The organism is Nodularia sp. LEGE 04288 (assembly GCF_963896525.1).
Taxonomy (GTDB): domain Bacteria; phylum Cyanobacteriota; class Cyanobacteriia; order Cyanobacteriales; family Nostocaceae; genus Nodularia.
On the sequence record NZ_CAWQOY010000009.1, the window covers coordinates 1 to 17,399 of the forward strand.

12 protein-coding genes and 1 tRNA gene are annotated in these 17,399 nt (G+C 41.9%); 5 read left to right on the top strand and 8 right to left on the bottom strand.

What is annotated here, in order from left to right:
• Positions 1–113 precede the first annotated feature (113 nt).
• From AACX33_RS00605 to AACX33_RS00625, 5 genes are all read right to left on the bottom strand, one after another.
• Positions 114–1,388: a glycosyltransferase gene (locus AACX33_RS00605; protein WP_227789371.1), complete on the bottom strand. Its 1,275-nt coding sequence runs from the start codon at positions 1,386–1,388 to the stop codon at positions 114–116.
• A gap of 398 nt (positions 1,389–1,786) precedes the next feature.
• The gene (locus AACX33_RS00610) at positions 1,787–2,755 is read right to left on the bottom strand and encodes a class I SAM-dependent methyltransferase (protein ID WP_194000546.1); all 969 of its coding nucleotides are present in this window, start codon (positions 2,753–2,755) and stop codon (positions 1,787–1,789) included.
• Positions 2,756–2,829: 74 nt separating this feature from the next.
• Entirely contained in the window at positions 2,830–3,762 is a 933-nt protein-coding gene (locus AACX33_RS00615; protein WP_194000544.1) for a class I SAM-dependent methyltransferase, read from the bottom strand.
• A gap of 326 nt (positions 3,763–4,088) precedes the next feature.
• Positions 4,089–6,137: a serine/threonine-protein kinase gene (locus tag AACX33_RS00620; RefSeq protein ID WP_194000733.1), complete on the bottom strand. Its 2,049-nt coding sequence runs from the start codon at positions 6,135–6,137 to the stop codon at positions 4,089–4,091.
• 694 nt (positions 6,138–6,831) lie between these two features.
• Entirely contained in the window at positions 6,832–7,191 is a 360-nt protein-coding gene (locus AACX33_RS00625; RefSeq protein ID WP_194000542.1) for a hypothetical protein, read from the bottom strand.
• Between the two features lie 602 nt (positions 7,192–7,793).
• Here AACX33_RS00625 and AACX33_RS00630 point away from each other — a divergent pair.
• From AACX33_RS00630 to AACX33_RS00640, 3 genes are all read left to right on the top strand, one after another.
• Positions 7,794–8,129, top strand: a complete 336-nt coding sequence (locus AACX33_RS00630) for a hypothetical protein (protein WP_194000541.1) — start codon at positions 7,794–7,796, stop codon at positions 8,127–8,129.
• Positions 8,130–8,873: 744 nt separating this feature from the next.
• Positions 8,874–10,907, top strand: coding sequence for a GAF domain-containing sensor histidine kinase (locus tag AACX33_RS00635; protein WP_194000539.1), 2,034 nt, complete (start codon positions 8,874–8,876; stop codon positions 10,905–10,907).
• Complete coding sequence (locus tag AACX33_RS00640; RefSeq protein ID WP_227789372.1) at positions 10,900–11,490, top strand: SRPBCC family protein; 591 nt, start codon at positions 10,900–10,902, stop codon at positions 11,488–11,490. The genes AACX33_RS00635 and AACX33_RS00640 overlap by 8 nt, the downstream gene beginning before the upstream one ends.
• A 93-nt stretch (positions 11,491–11,583) precedes the next feature.
• Here the strand turns inward: AACX33_RS00640 and AACX33_RS00645 are convergent.
• Positions 11,584–11,656: transfer RNA gene (locus AACX33_RS00645), tRNA-Glu, on the bottom strand.
• Between the two features lie 497 nt (positions 11,657–12,153).
• On the opposite strand from AACX33_RS00645, the gene AACX33_RS00650 reads away from it, so the two are divergent.
• Positions 12,154–14,073: a cation:proton antiporter gene (locus tag AACX33_RS00650; protein ID WP_194000537.1), complete on the top strand. Its 1,920-nt coding sequence runs from the start codon at positions 12,154–12,156 to the stop codon at positions 14,071–14,073.
• On the opposite strand, the gene AACX33_RS00655 is transcribed toward AACX33_RS00650, so the two are convergent.
• Positions 14,040–14,657, bottom strand: coding sequence for a cytochrome b N-terminal domain-containing protein (locus AACX33_RS00655; RefSeq protein WP_194000535.1), 618 nt, complete (start codon positions 14,655–14,657; stop codon positions 14,040–14,042). The genes AACX33_RS00650 and AACX33_RS00655 overlap by 34 nt on opposite strands.
• 100 nt (positions 14,658–14,757) lie before the next feature.
• Positions 14,758–15,450: an esterase/lipase family protein gene (locus AACX33_RS00660; RefSeq protein WP_194000533.1), complete on the bottom strand. Its 693-nt coding sequence runs from the start codon at positions 15,448–15,450 to the stop codon at positions 14,758–14,760.
• Positions 15,451–15,903: 453 nt separating this feature from the next.
• Here AACX33_RS00660 and AACX33_RS00665 point away from each other — a divergent pair, with 453 nt between their 5' ends.
• A complete protein-coding gene (locus AACX33_RS00665) occupies positions 15,904–17,286 on the top strand; it encodes a hypothetical protein (protein WP_194000531.1) in 1,383 nt (460 codons plus the stop codon).
• The last annotated feature ends 113 nt before the right edge of the window (positions 17,287–17,399 follow it).

Sequence of the window (17,399 nt, forward strand, 5' to 3'; positions counted from 1 at the left end):
GAATTTAACCAGAAATCCAGTTCCCCTCCTCGCCTGCGGGGTGGGGTTAGGGGTGGGGTAAAAATAATATGCAGCCTCACAAATAATTGGTATAAGCTTGAGAAACTTACACCTCAAAGTGAAACATTAGTATCTAGAGGTTTGTTCGAGTTTTGATAAGGATAGTATTTGGTTAAACGAATATTCCAGGCATCTTTGATTTGATAGGTAATACCACGCCACTCGACACTTTGTGCCAAGATCGCGGATATGGTAGTGACAGCATAAACCAACTGTGTTAAGGGAATCGCTATCAATATTTTTGCCATCATGAGGACAGAATAACTCTCCGTTGGTTCGCCCCTATCCCGAAGCACTCGTCTTACGCCTTGCTCCCCTAATGCCAGTAATAAAGCCATTCCCAAAATATAGCTTACGGCTCCGCCGACAATCAGAATTGCAGTATCAAAGTTGCTATTGATTAAGGCAAACAATAGCATTGGCGGGATCATTAGCAAAGCTAATGTACTTATGAATACTGCGCTAGCAATCACAATCCAGTTGGGATTGTAGAGCCGTGCCACCAGTAATTGGCGTGTAATAAAGCGCAAGCATTGAGCAAAGTTACACTCTTCACGATTACTCATCATGACTGAGGGTACAAATTTTACTTTTAAGCCAATTTCTCGCAATGCTTTATGAATAGGGGTATCAACTGAAACTCCTTGTTTCCATGTTTCCAGCAACTGCGCTTTGCGTAAGACGGAAAGTTTCAAAGCCATTGAACCTCCCCAAGGGCATTGGTAGATATACATGAAGATGACAGCTGCCGCATTCCACATATATCGAACCAGCGAACCCCACTTTCCGATTTGCGGTATATACCAGCGATTTCCTGTGGTAGCTCCGACTTGGTTATCTGCCAAAGGTGCTACAAGTTCACGCAGCCAGTTAGGATGAGCGACAACATCAGCATCTAATAGTGCCACTACTTCATAAGAATCGTCTAGTTGTGAAATAGCTTGAACTAATGCACTACATTTGAGACTGCAAGTATCATGTCTAAAAATTAAAGGGTTGACTTGGACATTTATTGCTTGTTCCTGCAAAATCGTATCATTGACAATTTTCCAGGCGGGGTCTTCCTGACTATCGATAACAATGTGTACTTTATATTGTGGGTAATTCTGGTTTAGCAGAGCATGGACACAATCAGTTAAAAACGGATCAGCACCTCGCAGGGAAAGAACAATTGCAGCTTTTGGCAATGCTTCATCCTGCACAGGTTCTAGACTTGGTGAATGAAATAACGATATGAAATTCAGTACCTTTAGCGTCGGGTAAATCACTAAAATCGCTAGAACGCCAAAAATAATCATTGCTAATTCGTTCATATTTTCAATAATCATCTAAGTTTTTGAGATAGAAGCTTTCTTGAAAGAAGTTCGTAGAACTTATGGACTAAGCTGAAAAACATTTAATTTGCATCTTGTCTGGACACAAAATCTTTGTGGGGTGGGTATCTTACCGACTTGTGTTATTATGCAAGCTGAAAATTTATTAGCTTAAACTAGATTGAGAAAAGCAATACGCTGAGGGCAAGAAGTGTGAATAGTGATGAATCGTTTTGCGCCAATTTAAATTACGGGTACTGCAAAGCTGAGTTTTAGGCTTTTGCCTAAACAGCTTTTACGGAACATAACTGCCATTCCAGTGCGGAAACTCAACCAATTACTCAGAAGAGAGTAGAATCAGAAATTATCAAAAATCAGTGCTTTTTAAAGCTCTAGATCATATTTAAATGCCTTTAGCTTTGACTATCAATAAGACCACATAAGTGAGCATGGTCAAACTGATTGTTCTTATCAACAATCCAATCAAAAGGATTCCCCCATAGACTAGTGGCTACTGCTATATACAGCCCCATTAACCGCAAACCCAACAGATGAGGATTCCACCAACTAGGTATCTCTGTTTTTTGGTCAACTTTACGAAATACAATCGGGTTCCAGCCAACTTGTCCATCAATCAAACATAATCCGTGTTTAGTAAACAAATTCAATTTACCACTGTACTTTTGGTTAGATTTCAGGTGCGTCATACAATTCTCGGAAAGATTATAGAACGGGGCGTGTATTATAGCCCGTCCACTAGGTCGAAGATAGCTAACAATTTCAGCTACTAAGGAGGATGGACTAGGAAGATGTTCTAGTACGTCTAAGCATAAAACTACATCGTAGGCTGCTTTGGGGATTGCCTCTGCATCGTTCAAAATCTGTATTGGCAGGGCTGAGTCCTTAAACAGTAAGCGAGCGAATTTTTCTGTATACCCCGGTACATCATAATAAGTAAGTTGATGTCCCGCCTGAGCTAGATACAGAGTATCTATGCCCAACCCATCTCCCAGACACAGAATCTTAAAAGAACTCTTTTCGCGGCTCAAATACTTTCCAATCCACTCACGCATTTGTAGCTTAATTTTATTCCGGTTCCACACTATGCAACCGTACAAAAACGCATCCGTATCCTGATAAAATTCGTTTATTTCGTTGCTCCAGATATGTGGGACTAAGCCCCGTCCAAGAAAATCATGCCTTTGTCTGCTACCACAGCAAATTTGCTCTTGGTAGAGATTCTGCCGAACTGATATAACCGATTGGTTCGTGATTTCAGCAATTAAATTCACAATATGGTTATTATCATCAAGCGGTTTAACCAAAGGAGAAGGAAGATTTACATTCTGAAGTAATTGTGATTGCGAGAGAGTATTGGTCATACCTTCTTTACCTTTTAATTATCTAAATCGCAACTATACAGGTAAAGCTAACCTGTGTTTAACAGTAATTATTATCAGTTTTTACGGAACATAACTGCCATTCCAGTTCGGAAACTCAACCAATAACCAAAAAGAGAGTAGAACCAGAATTTGTAAGAACTCAGTGCTTTCCCAGGTTGAATAGGTTCATAAACAACGTCAATTGATCCATCAAAAAGATTTTGGTACTGATTAAAAGCACGAGTGTTCATGCTAAACCAGGGTGTATCGTAATAAGATCGATCAAAGAAATCTACAGGCTTCCATCCTTGGAGATGCCCTAGAGATTCAAGAGCTTCACGAGTGTAGATATGAAGATGATAGGGAACATGAACCTGATTATAAAAGTCGGATATATTGGGTCGAGTCAGATCAAGATGAGCAGCATTTGGTGTGCCAATGAGAATATGTCCACCAGGTGCAAGCAAGCTATCTAATTCAGATAATAATTCATTAGGATCTTCAACATGTTCAATCACTTCTTGGAGCAAGATGTAATCGAATTGGCCATGCTTTAGTGTTGTCCGATTGCCAAATCCGTCTTCAGGAGCATAGAGGTCATAACCATGACAATTGCTAAAGCCTTGTTGTCGCAGATACTCTAGAAATAGACCATTGGCACAGCCATAATCGAGCAATGAATGATTTTTGGAAAAACCATGTGTTGTCAGTCTTCGGGTCAGATTTTTATAAATTAAACGGTACTGCCATGTTAGTTTTGCCTGAGTAATGGGATATTTGGCGTAGTAGTGTGGCAAATCAACGACATCTAGACAATGAATTGTCTGACATTTTGGGCATCGCCAAACATTAAAGGTTTCATTTCTAAAAGCTCTAAGATTACAAGCGAAAGTCGCCAATGCAGATTTATCATTTTCATTTATTGAGTGATTACAAACTATACATTGAACACGCTTTTTCCTGGTTGGTTCGTTGTCTAATTGGGTCTTTAAGATACCATCGAGCATCTGTTTCTATCCTAAAATCCAAAATTTTTGCAATTTGAATGCCTACGTAAATAATTATGGCTTCGCCACGCAAGCTACAGATATCAAACCGGATTCCCATATCTGAGTTTTTAGGGTACATACAAAGTCTTTTTTACCGAACTAAGTAAAGCCTGGTAAACGTGCTATATGCACATTATTTCATTTGTGACAATTGATGATTTAAAGTAAATGTTGAAAACCCATATAGCTGGTTGTTTTCAACACTGTGCTATCTCATTGGTGTTGTTGTTGGAACTCATATTATGCAATTGAGTATCTCAATTGCAAGCTATATGCAACACCTATTACAGAGACACCCGCCAAATCATGATCGTGTTGTCTTCGCTAGCACTGACAAGGGTTTGACCATCGGGGCTGATAGCGACGGAAGTGACAGTCTCGGCGTGTCCTACAAGTGTACGCATCTCTTCGCCGGTGGCTAAATTCCACAGTTTAATCGTGCGATCGCGACCACCACTCACCAGAGTTGTATTATCTGGACTAAAAGCAATCGATGTCACCGTTTCCGAATTTTCTCGCAGGGTGTGAGTTTTCTGTTTTGTAGCTAGATTCCAAAGTTTAATTGTGCGATCGCGACTAGCACTAGCCAGAGTCAAACCATCCGGACTAAAAGCCACATCTGTCACCGTTTCCGCATCTGACCCCAGTGTGTCAATAAAAACAGCTTTTTTTAAATCCCAAATTTTAATCGTTTTATCAAAACTACCACTCACCAAAGTCACACCATCCGGGCTAATAGCCAGCGATCGCACCCAAGATGTATGCCCTCTGAGAGTGCTTCTTAACCTTCCCGTAGCCATATTCCACAGTTTAATCGTCTGATCATCGCTACCACTCACCACAGTTGCACCATCTGGACTAATAGCGATCGCCTGAATTGAATCGGAATGTCCCCTCAGCGTCCGAACTAACTCACCAGTGGTGAGATCCCAAATTTTGATGGTTTTATCATCACTACCACTCACCAAAGTGCGTCCATCTGGGCTGAGAGCCACCACATTTACCCTTTGCAAATGGCTTTTGAGAGTCGCAATTTCCTCTCCAGTAGCCAGATTCCAAACTTTGATCAGGCGTAGCTTGTCGCCGTAAGCATCACCACTGCTAACCAAAATCTGGCTATCGGGACTAATAGCCACAGATAAAACCAAATGTTCATGACCTTGCAGGGTTTTAGCTAAAGAAATATTATTTAAAGTCAAACTGGGCGACTGATCAGCAACAGCTCCACCTGGAATCCGATGATGTTGACTCAGCTGAGACAATAAAACAGTTTGGACACGGCGATATTGCTGATACCAAGAATCCTCAATGCCAAATAACAGAATTAAAGCACATACCAACACGAGATTTTTCAGTAAGGTATATTTGATTGGCAAAGACGAAATCTGAGTTGCTGGGAGTTTTCGCGAAGACTTACCTGCTGGCGGTAGTGCTAGTGGTTGTTTTGGGGTCAAGTCTCTAATGACTTCATCTGCTGATTGGTAACGCTGCTGGATATCTTTTTTCAATAGGCGATCGAGAACATAATCCAATTCAGTACTCAATGGACTCCGCAAATATTGTCGCCAATTAGTCACCCAGCCATAGCCATATTCCATCCACAACTGAAACGGGGAAATTCCAGTAAGTAAATGAAAGCAAGTCGCCCCCAAACCAAACAAATCACTAGCTGGGTAAGCCTTACCGTCTTTAATTTGTTCCAATGGTGAATAACCATGAGAACCAATGGATGTACCGATTTTCTTCTGTACTCTCGTCGTGAATTGCTTCGAGGAACCAAAATCTATCAAGCTTAATCGTCCATCACCATGTCGTCGGATAATATTTTCTGGTTTGATGTCGCGGTGAATCACACCACGATCATGGATAAACTTGAGGACAGGCAATAAATGCCGCAAAATTGCTTCAATTTCCCCAGGGCGATAAACTTTTCGCCGTTGCAACTCGTTTAACAAGTTCTGCCCATTCACAAACTGTTGTACCAAATACAAACAGTTGTCTTGCTCAAAATAAGCCAGCAGAGTTGGTATTTGTGGATGTTCTCCCAATTCTTGGAGACGCTTTGCTTCTTCGGCAAATAACTCTACGGCTTTATTTTGCGACCAAGTTCCTTGAAACTTCGGCGCTAATTGCTTGATTACACAACGTTCATTGAGTTTATCTGTATCTTCGGATAAATAGGTTCTGCCAAATCCCCCCTCATCGGAAAGTACCCGAATGACGCGGAAGCGATTTCGCAAAAGTGGCACCAAGGGAGTGCTACAAGTTTGGCATAACTTCTGGTTGTCAGAATTGAGGGGATTTGGGCAATCGGGATTTAAGCAGCAGATCATCATCTGACAGGCGCGACTGCACAATAAATTATTTTAAGTTTGCTCCCCGAAATTTCCCTTAATTAAGATTGGCTCTCGCGTAATGATGGTAGAAGACACTGCTGTAGGGGATTGGGGTATTACTTCTATAGTGAATATTGGTAAATGCTCACCCGTCTTTGTTTTTGCACTGAAAACTACAAGAGCCACGTAATTCCTAATTTTATCAATCATACTACATTATCTATCTGATTCCCAAATATAGCGGCAGGAAACCAGGACAGATTATTTATTGCCTGTTGCACCCGTGAATTGACCAGAACCATCAGTGATCGTTAAGATTCCCATAGCAGAAGCGGTGAGGTTTGTCAAGTCAGCCACAGCAGTAGCACTACTGGTTCCAAATAGCCGATAATCATTGACTTCTGGTAAACCAAACTATGTAAATATAAGCCAGTAGTGGCGTGTCAAGGCTAAAATGTTGCAATAGATTTTTGAAAAAATTGAGATAAATCAATGTTTTCAGCTTTTCCATAATGCACTATTTTAAGCTTGCCATGCCAGTAGGGTGCGTTAGGATGAAGTCCGTAACGCACCATTCTTAAGGCTTTATTTACGCCGACCTACTTAATGTATATCTAAAAATTAGAGAACCCCGGCTTTTCCAAGTCATCGGGGTTCTGAAGCTGATAGTATTTCTAATTACTTTTACAGCTTAATTTTTACCTGTCACTTTTTCCAAGAAATTCTGGACATTTTCTTCTACTGAAGTTGAACTCTGGGAATTTTCGGGTCTCTTCATCTTGTTAATGTCAGCATCTCCCTGAACTTCATTAAGTCCTTTGTTTGACTCTTTTTGAACTTCTTTCAGTTTCAAGGGTTGAGATTTAGCCACTGCGTCAGTTTTTCGTTGCGTTTCCAGAAGTTGTGTTGTGCCTTCCTGTGGATCACTTTGATAGCTACTAATTGCAAAAGCCGGCGATACGCTGGATAAAAATAGCAGCGTGCAGGCAGAAGCCACAATTACAAAACGCACTGGGCGTAAAATAGATCCCACGAAATCAAAAATATTCATCCTTCATCCTCAATAACAGCTTCAACAACGCCAGATTTGCACATTTAATGATCAGTCAATGCCTTGATTCGCAATAAATTGGCATTAAAAATTAATATGTGCTTTCTTCATTCCTTAAACCATGAAACAGGGAAGATTTTTTGGGGTATTTTCGCCTGAAATAATCAAGTTGTAAATACCTCATTAATTGTGTTTGACACAAATGTTCTTCAAGCCTATTTCATCTTTTACAGTTTTACTTGTAAATGACTCACACTTGTATCGACCTGAAGAATGAAATTTATATTATTTATATTTGCAATTAAATCAAACTTTAGGTAGATAGTCACAAGATAAATTGCTTAACTGGGTTTTGGTGGAACAGATGAACTGGAAAATTAAGTAGGGTGATCTGTGATGCTGAGTCTAGGAATTTTACTGGTGATCACAGAATTTCCAGTTTCCGCCTCTTACCAAAGTTGATGCCAAAATACTTCAATGTCAAGCTGGCGTAGACAAAAGCGATAGATGAATTTCACCGCTAATTTCACCTATTTGAACATTTCTGCAAACATACTACACTTGTATTACTATACTGTCCATACCTGAAAGGGGTCAAAGTTATGCATACAATCGCACGCACTCCCACCACCGAGATGGAAGTTACCAGCATCCGCCTGGAACGGGAACTCAAAGATAAACTTAAACAAATTTCCGGGAATCAGGGATATCAAGCTTTGATTAGAGATATCCTCTGGAATTATGTCCAACAAAAATCAGGTGAGTGGAAACCCCGATTTTCGCGAGCCGATATTCGAGCTAGTATAGCTGCGACATCTGAGCAAGAAGAACATTGTGTACTTACAGGTCAATTAATTCCACCCCAACAACCGATGTTATTAGGACTCACGAGTAATGGCGATATGGTACCTCTAAGTGTCCAAAGTTTAGCCTCTTAGTCTTTGATTCCAGTAAATGCAGCCCATTTACTTACGAGTCCCAATGGGCTGTATTCAGAATTTCGCGGGATTCTTGCTATAGGGTAGATTTTAGGGGAACAAAACATCTGCTACTTTATGTCTGTATTAAATTAGATTAAAATCTCATTCCATTCGGATTTAGTATTTATCTCAGCTATGACTAAACTTCTGTTTCGTTGATCCTCCTAAAAGCAAGGGCAGAGAATTCTTGGTTAAATCAGCGCCTTGGTCGCCAGTTTTTCTGTAAAGTTTGTTCCACAGCCCTGCCATCATCATACTTGGCTGTTGGTAACACTAATAGTAAACTTACTTGGCTCCAAAAAGAACTTCAGCAAAAAACACATGACTTTATCAGGAAAAGCAGTGTTAATACAGTTATATTTCGAGACTTATTATCTAAAATCAAGAGAAAATACGGTTTATGTATAGTTACAGACAAGTTATCCTAGTCCTAAGTTAGCTAATTAAATTTGCATGAAAATCTAAACAAAATCTGGATGCATCATTTGAGAATATTTCAAATATTTTTATGCTTATATAGAGATCAATTCCATATATCAGTAATTTTGTCATCTGAAATAGAAAAAGGCTATAACAGGTGAAAGAAAGTCTTCATCAAAAATTTTCAACTTGTCAGGGTGTAGCAACTTAATTAACGGTGAAGGATATACCAAGAAATTGGGGACACGAAAAATGGGGGAATTATCCAAGAGCGTGCCAATAATGAACAATTATCTATCATTGCCACTACAATACCCTGATGATCTAGAGCGGAGACAATCATACTCAGTTAAGTTGATGCAGCATCAGGAAGAATTAGTCCACCATCTGGCACAAAACATCAACCAAATCATTGCCAACAGTTCGGTAAAGGCATTGATGCTGCCAGAGATTGCCAAATTGCTAGGAGTTACTTTCAATGTAGACTGTTGCTGCTTAATGACGGTTACTAACGAAGCTTCAGCTAATGCAATTGCGGCTAATTGGTGTTCTGATGAGTATCTGAAAATGCCGCACCCTAGCCAGATGTTTTCGATGGAACAGTTAATCATGGACTTGCCAGTAGTGGAATGTGCGGCTGAACCATTAACGATAGAGCATATTTCTACTATTCAAAACAGTTTGTTAGTTGGGTGTCAATACCTGCCATTACCGGTGAAATCTGTTTTGGCAATTCCGACTCGGTTGGGGGGAAAAAATAACGGCGTAATTTGTTTGATCAAATTCCAGACTTATGATTGGCAAGAGTCAGAAAAACAACTGCTAAAAGACATAGAATTGTCCTGTGCGATCGCTTTTTCTCAAGTCATACAAGCCCAGTTAATTGCTACTCAACATGAGTATCTACAAAAAAGCAACTATCATCAACGCTTAATCAAGCAATTAACTTTACTGAGCCGGACTAACTTGGAATTAAATCAAATGCTCCAGTTAGCGATCGCTTCTACTGCTGAATCACTACAGGCAGATAGGGGGTTGTTGATATTACTCAAATACACAGATCCACTATTTAAAATTAAACCTAAAAAACAAATTCCCAAAGCCAAAGCTACAGTGTTTGGGGAATGGAACCGGGAAATACCAAGTTTACAGACGATTAAACCCGATACTTTAACTCAGACATTTTCCCTGGACGAGTGTAGTTTGTGTCAACGCGTGTTTACAGAGTTTGGTAACCCAGTGATCATCAATGACTATATCAACCTAGAGCAAGCGGCTACAGTAGCCCCATTGTTTAAAGTTGAGGCCTTACCGACAGTGCTGTTAATGTCATTAGAGAATCAAGGCAAAGTTTTAGGATTCCTGGTGTTACAACAAGCAGAACCGCGCAATTGGGAACCAGCAGAATTAAACCTTGTAGAAATGGTCTGCGCCCAACTGAGCAATGCCATCATTCAGTCACAGACATTAAGGCAAGTCCAGACACTAGTAGATGAGCGGACAGCAAAATTAAACAGCAGTCTGGAACTCCAAGCCAAATTACATGAAAAAACGCGGCAATATGTGGGACAACTGCGGGAAATCAACGAACTCAAAGATGAATTTTTGAGCAACATGAGCGATCGCTTGCGCTACCCCCTGACAAATATGCTGATGTCGATTAAAAATTTACGTCTCCCCGGAATAAGCGCAGAGCGTCAGGTAAAATACTTAGATATCTTAGAGCAAGAATGTACCAAGGAAATCAATTTAATTAATGACTTACTGACCTTACAGAAACTTGAATCTGATCAAGAACCCCTGCAATTTGAGACCATCGATTTAAATAGCAAGATTCAGGAATTAGGAGCAGCTTTCCAAGACAGGTTAGTGGATAAAGGTTTAACCATTACCGTAGATTTACCGGATAAGCCCGTAATTCTACAAACCGAACGAGACAGTTTTGACCGCATCCTCCAAGAGTTATTAAATAACGCCTATACCTATTCTGAGCATGATACTATTGTTCACCTGCAAGCATTTCACCAACTTGAAGCACAAATCAATCAAGTTATTATTAAGGTGACCAATACAGGGCGTGCCATTTCTGAAGAGGAAGCCACCTATATTTTCGACAAATTCCGTCGTGGTAAAGGACGTTGGCACCCAGGTACTGGACTGGGACTGGCCTTAGTCAAATCTTTAGTGCAGCACTTGAACGGGGCGATCGCAGTTGAGAGTAGGCAAATTTCAGATTCTCCACTCAGCGAAGTTACTTTCACCCTGACTCTGCCTCAATTTTCCCATCAAAGCAAACCATATACTGACAGTGACTGAACAATACAACATCACAGAAAATCTTGATTCCAGCGCCACTAGTGGTCAGATCAAGCTAGAACACAACTTGGCTATTGACGCAGTGGGTTTACCAGATGTAGTCGTTAAAGTTGAGAAAATCGCCGAAAGACAGCGGCAAATTACCGCTCAAATCCACATTCCTCAACCTGTTGAACGCATCTGGAAAGTCCTCACAGATTATGAAGCCTTGTCTGACTTCATTCCCAACTTGGCGAAAAGTTGTTTGTTAGAGCATCCTGACGGTGGGATACGACTCGAACAAATCGGCTCTCAGCGCCTACTCAAGTTCAACTTTTCTGCGCGTGTAGTTTTGGATTTGCAAGAATACTTTCCTAAAGAAATTATTTTCTCAATGGTAGAGGGAGATTTCAAAGGTTTTTCTGGTAGCTGGTGTTTAGAACCTTATTCTCAGGGTGAGGATCTAGGAACTATTCTGTGTTACACCATTCAAGTTTGGCCTAAACTCACAATGCCGATCACCATCATTGAACGTCGTCTCAGCAATGATCTGCGGTTAAACCTTTTAGCTATTCACCAGCGTGTAGACCAGTTATCTAGCTGATATTTTTAAAACTAATAAGCCTTTTCTTCGGAATAAATCACAAAAGAAAAGGCTTATCTAAAAGATACATTATTTAGTTTTTTGTTCTGAAGATACCCCCAGGGGAATTCGAATCCCCGTCGCCTCCGTGAAAGGGAGGTGTCCTAGGCCTCTAGACGATGGGGGCGTATGTCTCAGACCTTTTATAAAATAACTAATTTCCTAGTTGATGTCAATACCTTTGGCAAAAATAATTTTTTGACGGCTAAAATGGGCTGGAACACATAGCTTATGGTTGAATTTGTGCATCAGGCACACTAAGGAATATGATCAGCAGCGATGAATGTAGCTGTGAAATTTTTCCTGGTGTTTGATACTCACAAAAGAACTCTTAACTTCCGCCCTAGCACAGCACGGCGTAAATAAAACAACCATCAGCAATCAATGAAAAGCCTATAGAGTCAGCTTTTTGACTTTTGACTTTTGACTTTTGACTTCCGCCCTGCGGTACTAGCACCATGAGATATTTCTCCCGATCATGCCGAAATACTGTCACATAAAGAACTCAGTATGAAAAAAGTCTGGATTTCGCTGGGGACAGAGGATGTGATGTTGTACTCTGTAGAAGTGATATTTACTATTCTTTACAAAAGATTTTGAAATATATAGCTCAAAATCTACAACATGGAAGCATCTTTTGAAATAACCCTACAGATAGTGAGCGTCGTTGTTGCAGGCATTACCGCCCAGGTGCTGGCTGCATACTTCCGCTTACCTAGTATTGTCTTGTTATTGCTACTAGGCATTCTTCTTGGCTCCGATGGGCTGGGCGTGTTGCATCCTCATGTCTTAGGTTCTGGACTAGAAGTGATTGTGGCCCTAGCAACGGCAATAATTTTATTTGAAGGCGGACTTAACCTGGATGTACAGGAGCTGGGCAGAGTTTCAGTCAGCCTACAATTGCTCGTCACTCTGGGAACACTGATCACCTTAATTGGTGGTAGTATGGCTGCCCACTGGCTGGGCGAGTTTCCTTGGAATATAGCTTTTCTCTACGGCTCGATCATTGTCGTCACAGGGCCAACTGTGATCAGTCCCCTGCTCAAACAAATCAACGTAGATCGTCAAGTAGCAACGATCTTAGAAGGAGAAGGAGTTTTAATCGACCCTGTAGGCGCTATTCTGGCCTTCGTTGTTTTAGACACGATTATGAATGGTGATGCTGACCCCATCAATGCCATCATCGGTTTAGCGATGCGTCTGGGAATTGGTGCGGCAATTGGTGGCGCAGGCGGCTACTTAATGAGCTTGATTTTCAAACGCGCCAACTTTCTCTCACCAGAGTTAAAAAACCTGGTAGTCCTGGCGATTCTTTGGGGTCTATTTACTCTGGCGCAGACGATTCGGAGTGAATCGGGAGTTATGACCACAGTGATTGCCGGTGCGGTATTTGCTAACTCTTCAGTACCAGAAGAGCGTTCATTGCGAAGCTTTAAAGGTCAGCTGACAATTCTCAGTGTCTCAGTGCTATTCATTCTCCTCGCGGCTGACCTTTCCATTGCGAGTGTGTTTGCCTTGGGTTGGGGCAGTGTCTTTACTGTTTTAGTCCTGATGTTCGTGGTTCGCCCGATTAATATTCTCAGCTGTACTTGGAACAGTAATTTGAATTGGCGACAGAAACTATTTTTAAGCTGGGTAGCTCCGAGGGGCATTGTCTCGGCTTCTGTGGCCTCTTTGTTTGCTATTTCGTTGACACAGCGAGGTATTAACGGTGGTGATGCCATCAAAGCCCTCGTATTCTTGACAATTATCATGACAGTGGTTTGTCAAGGGTTAACGGCTGGAACCATTGCTAAATGGCTACGCATCACTTCCAAGGATGCCACTGGGGCGGTGATTGTGGGTTGCAATCCCTTGAGTTTGTTAATTGCCCGTTTCTTTCAAGAACGGGGAGAAACGGTGGTGATGATTGACACTGACCCGGAACGTTGTGAAAAAGCAGCTGCTCAAGATATTCGGGTAATTTCTAGCAGTGCGCTGGATGTTTCTGTTTTGGAAGAAGCTGGACTGGCTTCTCTGGGAACTTTCTTGGCTATGACTAATAATGGTGAGGTGAATTTTGTCCTGGCTGAACGAGCGGCTGAAGAATTTAGTCCGCCGCGGGTTTTGGCAGTTTTTCCCCGGACACCCCAAGCTAATTCCAGTAACAATCACAAAGTCAACCAAGCTTTTGCTACAGAGTTAGTCATTAAGACTTGGAATGAGTATCTCAATGATGGCAGAGTCAAGCTGGGGACAACTACTCTGAATAATTCCGAATTTAGTAAACAACAAGATCGTATCCAAGAAAAGATTAAGACTGGAGATTTGATTCCGTTGTTGGTAGAGCGAGAAGACCGTCTACAGGTAATGCCAGCAAGTCAAGAGTGGTTAGTAGGCGATCGCATTATATATTTATTGCATGATCCCAGACCCAACTTGTTAAAGCGTTTATCCGGTGGTAGCCAATCAACTCGCCTGTCTCTGGAAACTTTACCGGAGGTGGAAGAACTACCCTTGGAGAAATTATCTCAACTCTTTACAGGTGATGCTCCTAAAAAGTGAAACATTTGCTGTTCTTGCCAAATGAGGGCAGATAAATGTACCACAGCCAAGATCATTGCAGCCACCGCCAGAATATCACTGTTGATGGTGTAAAGGTGTGCCACAGTGACTGTGCTAATGGCTCCACCACCTGTGAGGATGTCTCGTAGTTGCCCACCGATTAAAGGAATTGCTTCGATGGTTCCTAGCTCAATGCTAAAACGCCAGTAACCTTCTTGAGTCCAGTCTAAAAGCATCGCTGTCCAATCTAGACCAATGACGCTTAAAGTTAAGAAAATCCCACTAATCCAAGCTGTCAGCCAACTAAGGCTAAATTGCCGCCCTAAAAACATCACCACAATTTGCACCAACGCGACCACAATGACGGCATTACCAGCTAAATCATGCGCTCGGCGGAACAACCACCCGTATGGTACTTGTGTATTAATGGTTTTCAAAGATTGATAAGCACCGCCTGCTGTGGGTTCGTAGTAAAAAGAAAGCAAAATTCCCGTAGTGATGTAAATCAAGCACAAACTCAGCATCGCTACGGCTAAAATCGTCGCCAGTCGCCGAACAACTCTATCGAACTGGGTACTTTGCATCGTTTCCCCTTCCTGTTCTTTACTAAATATGTATTTTTATGACGATCTTAACGAAGAAAAATGAATTTATTTTACTTTTCTCAAAGAAAGACAAATTTCTCTAAGCTAAATACTGCACCCAAGATTTTAAAGGTTCTGGTGAGCCATACCAAATTCCAGGGCTGCGAGGAGAATGTTGGACACCTGGAATTACCAGATTTTCTGCGCCTTCTAGATGAGCAGCAGCAATGGGCGTAATTCCATCTCCCCAGGTGTGACCTTGACCACAGGTTTGTTGATAACTGTTGTAAGCTAACCAAGCGCCGGGTCTTTTTTGACCAAAGATAGTTTTTCCGGCGACACAAACGTAACGAACAGTTTTGTAAAAAGCGCCGGGGTAGGTATGGGTGACAAAATCCAAATTCGCCCGTGTCCAACGTTCTTGGCTAATATGGGGTGTACCAAGGGTGATCAAACTCGCAACCAAAGGGTGAGCTTTCCAGCAGCAGGATGTGACTTTACCCCGTCCTGAATAAGGCTGGTCTCCTAGATAAATGCGAGAAACCCAACCGCCGGCGGAGTGTCCAATTAAATTGACTTGCGCCACCTGATGTTTGTATAACATCTGTTTGACTGTGCGATCTAGTTGCTGGATAATCGGTGTTACAGGTCTGCCAATGGTAGGTAACCAGTCACGTCGCCGCAGTGGAACTGTGACTGTGGGTACACCTACGTGCAGTAAAGATTGTTCTAATTGACGGTAAGCGATCGCACTTTCTAAATATCCAGGCACAATAATGGTGGGTAATGGCATTGGGGAATGTGGGGGTAAATAGCCAATTTGGCTACAGTGGTCAATTGGGCTAATGTGATAAAATCAAACGAAACTATATTCTGTTTTAAAAGCGAGTGAGAGGAACGTAACTCCAGCCAAGATAGTCGGCTAATCAAAGCCAGCAACTGCAACAGATATAGTTGTTATACATTTAGAGTGATGCGATCGCGACCAATGGCAACTATCCTAGAGTCCAGTCCATATAGTGCGACTCCTCATAAAAATCGCAATTCAAAACTGATCATTTTCCACTGCCTAGTGAGCAAGAGAAACATTTTCTCATGGAAAAATTAAAAACTTGCAAAAATCCTATCCTGGCATTTTGAGTAAAAGTATAGGAAATTATGATTTTTATCAGGATGCATTTGTTGTAATTAAGATAAAATTTCTTTGCTAGTCAACCGCAACCGAGCCGAGTGAACGATAACAGCTATGTCTTATGTCTCCCTGCTAAAAAATATACCAGACATCCTCAGCCAACCAACTGGGATAGCAGCAATAGCCTCTCTTGGCATTCACGGTGCTATTGCGTTGATTGTGCCATTGATGCCTGTAGATCCTGATTCATCTCAAGTCTCAGCATCACCAACATCAGTCGGAATCTTGGAATTAAGCCCAGCGGATCAAAACCGTCTGCCAGAAACTCCAAATACATTCCCATCCCAACTCGCTCTGCAACCGCAACTGCCTCAACAACCACAACTTCTGCCGCCAAATCTGGATACCCAGAGAACTTTATTGCCCCCGTTACCACCACCTGTGTATACGCAGTCTACACTGCCGCCAAACATCGCAGCTAACTATCGTCGGATTTCTCCTAATCGCAATGTTTCCTTCCCTCAAAGGCAACCTACACCTGCGGGTGCGTCTGCGGCTGCGCCCATAGCTCAAAGACCAGAATTGCGATTTGATACCTCTGGTTTCAATGCTGGTAATCAAAGATTTACCGCATCCACTCCAAATTTTAATCAGAGCGAAGTCAGAGTGGCAACTCAAGGAGTATCTGTAGAAAGATTGCCCAAACTAACCGCGTCTCAAATACCTGGTGATTTGCCAAATCCGCAGCCCACTACCAGAGCAACAAATACTACTCCACAAAGGACACAGCCTGGTAATAATACTGCTAATGCTGGCAACCAAGAGCTAATAGCGCGCCTCCAACAAACCCCTCAAGCTCAAGATGAGTTAATCCTAGCAAATCAAAGTCTTCCCAAATTTCAGCCAGGAACTGCGCCCAAAACACCTGATTTGCCCTTGAAGACAGTCACAGTCAATGAACAACAGGGACTAATCGCCCAGTTAAACTCATACGAAGGCCTAAGAAAACAAATTCAGCAAGCATACCCCAACTCTCAAGAAAAACCAGTTATCCGAGAAACCATTGCGGCAAGTCAGCCGAATCTTCAAGGCACAGTCTTGGGTTTCTTAGTAGTAGATCCTGAAGGCAAGGTTTTAGATATTAAATTCCAAGACCAATCAGTTTCTCAGGACTTGCAATTAAAGGCAAGAGAGTATTTTAATACCAGGTCTCTTAAAGGAGATCAACAAATCAGCAGTTATCCATTTAATCTACGTTTTCAAAACAACGGCAACGCGGCTGACCTTACTCCAGGGCAGACACCCACAGCTACTGTCAAACCATTACCGCAACTGCGAATCCAAAATCAGCCGCAACAGTCAGCACCTGCAACAGTGGTTATTCCCCAGCCATCAACTACACCCAAAGCCGATAGCAATTCACTGTCTTCTACTCTAGAATCTGGTCAAAAACTCATCCAACAGTTGCGCCAAGTGCGAGAGGAAAGAGACGACTAAGAGGAAAGGGTGCAGGGGAGATAAGGAATGGTTGTTAAGTCGCGGAAGTTTAAAGTAATTTCAAACTCCCCCTGCTCCCTGCTCCCTGCCCCCCTGCTTCTTCAAACTGCTCC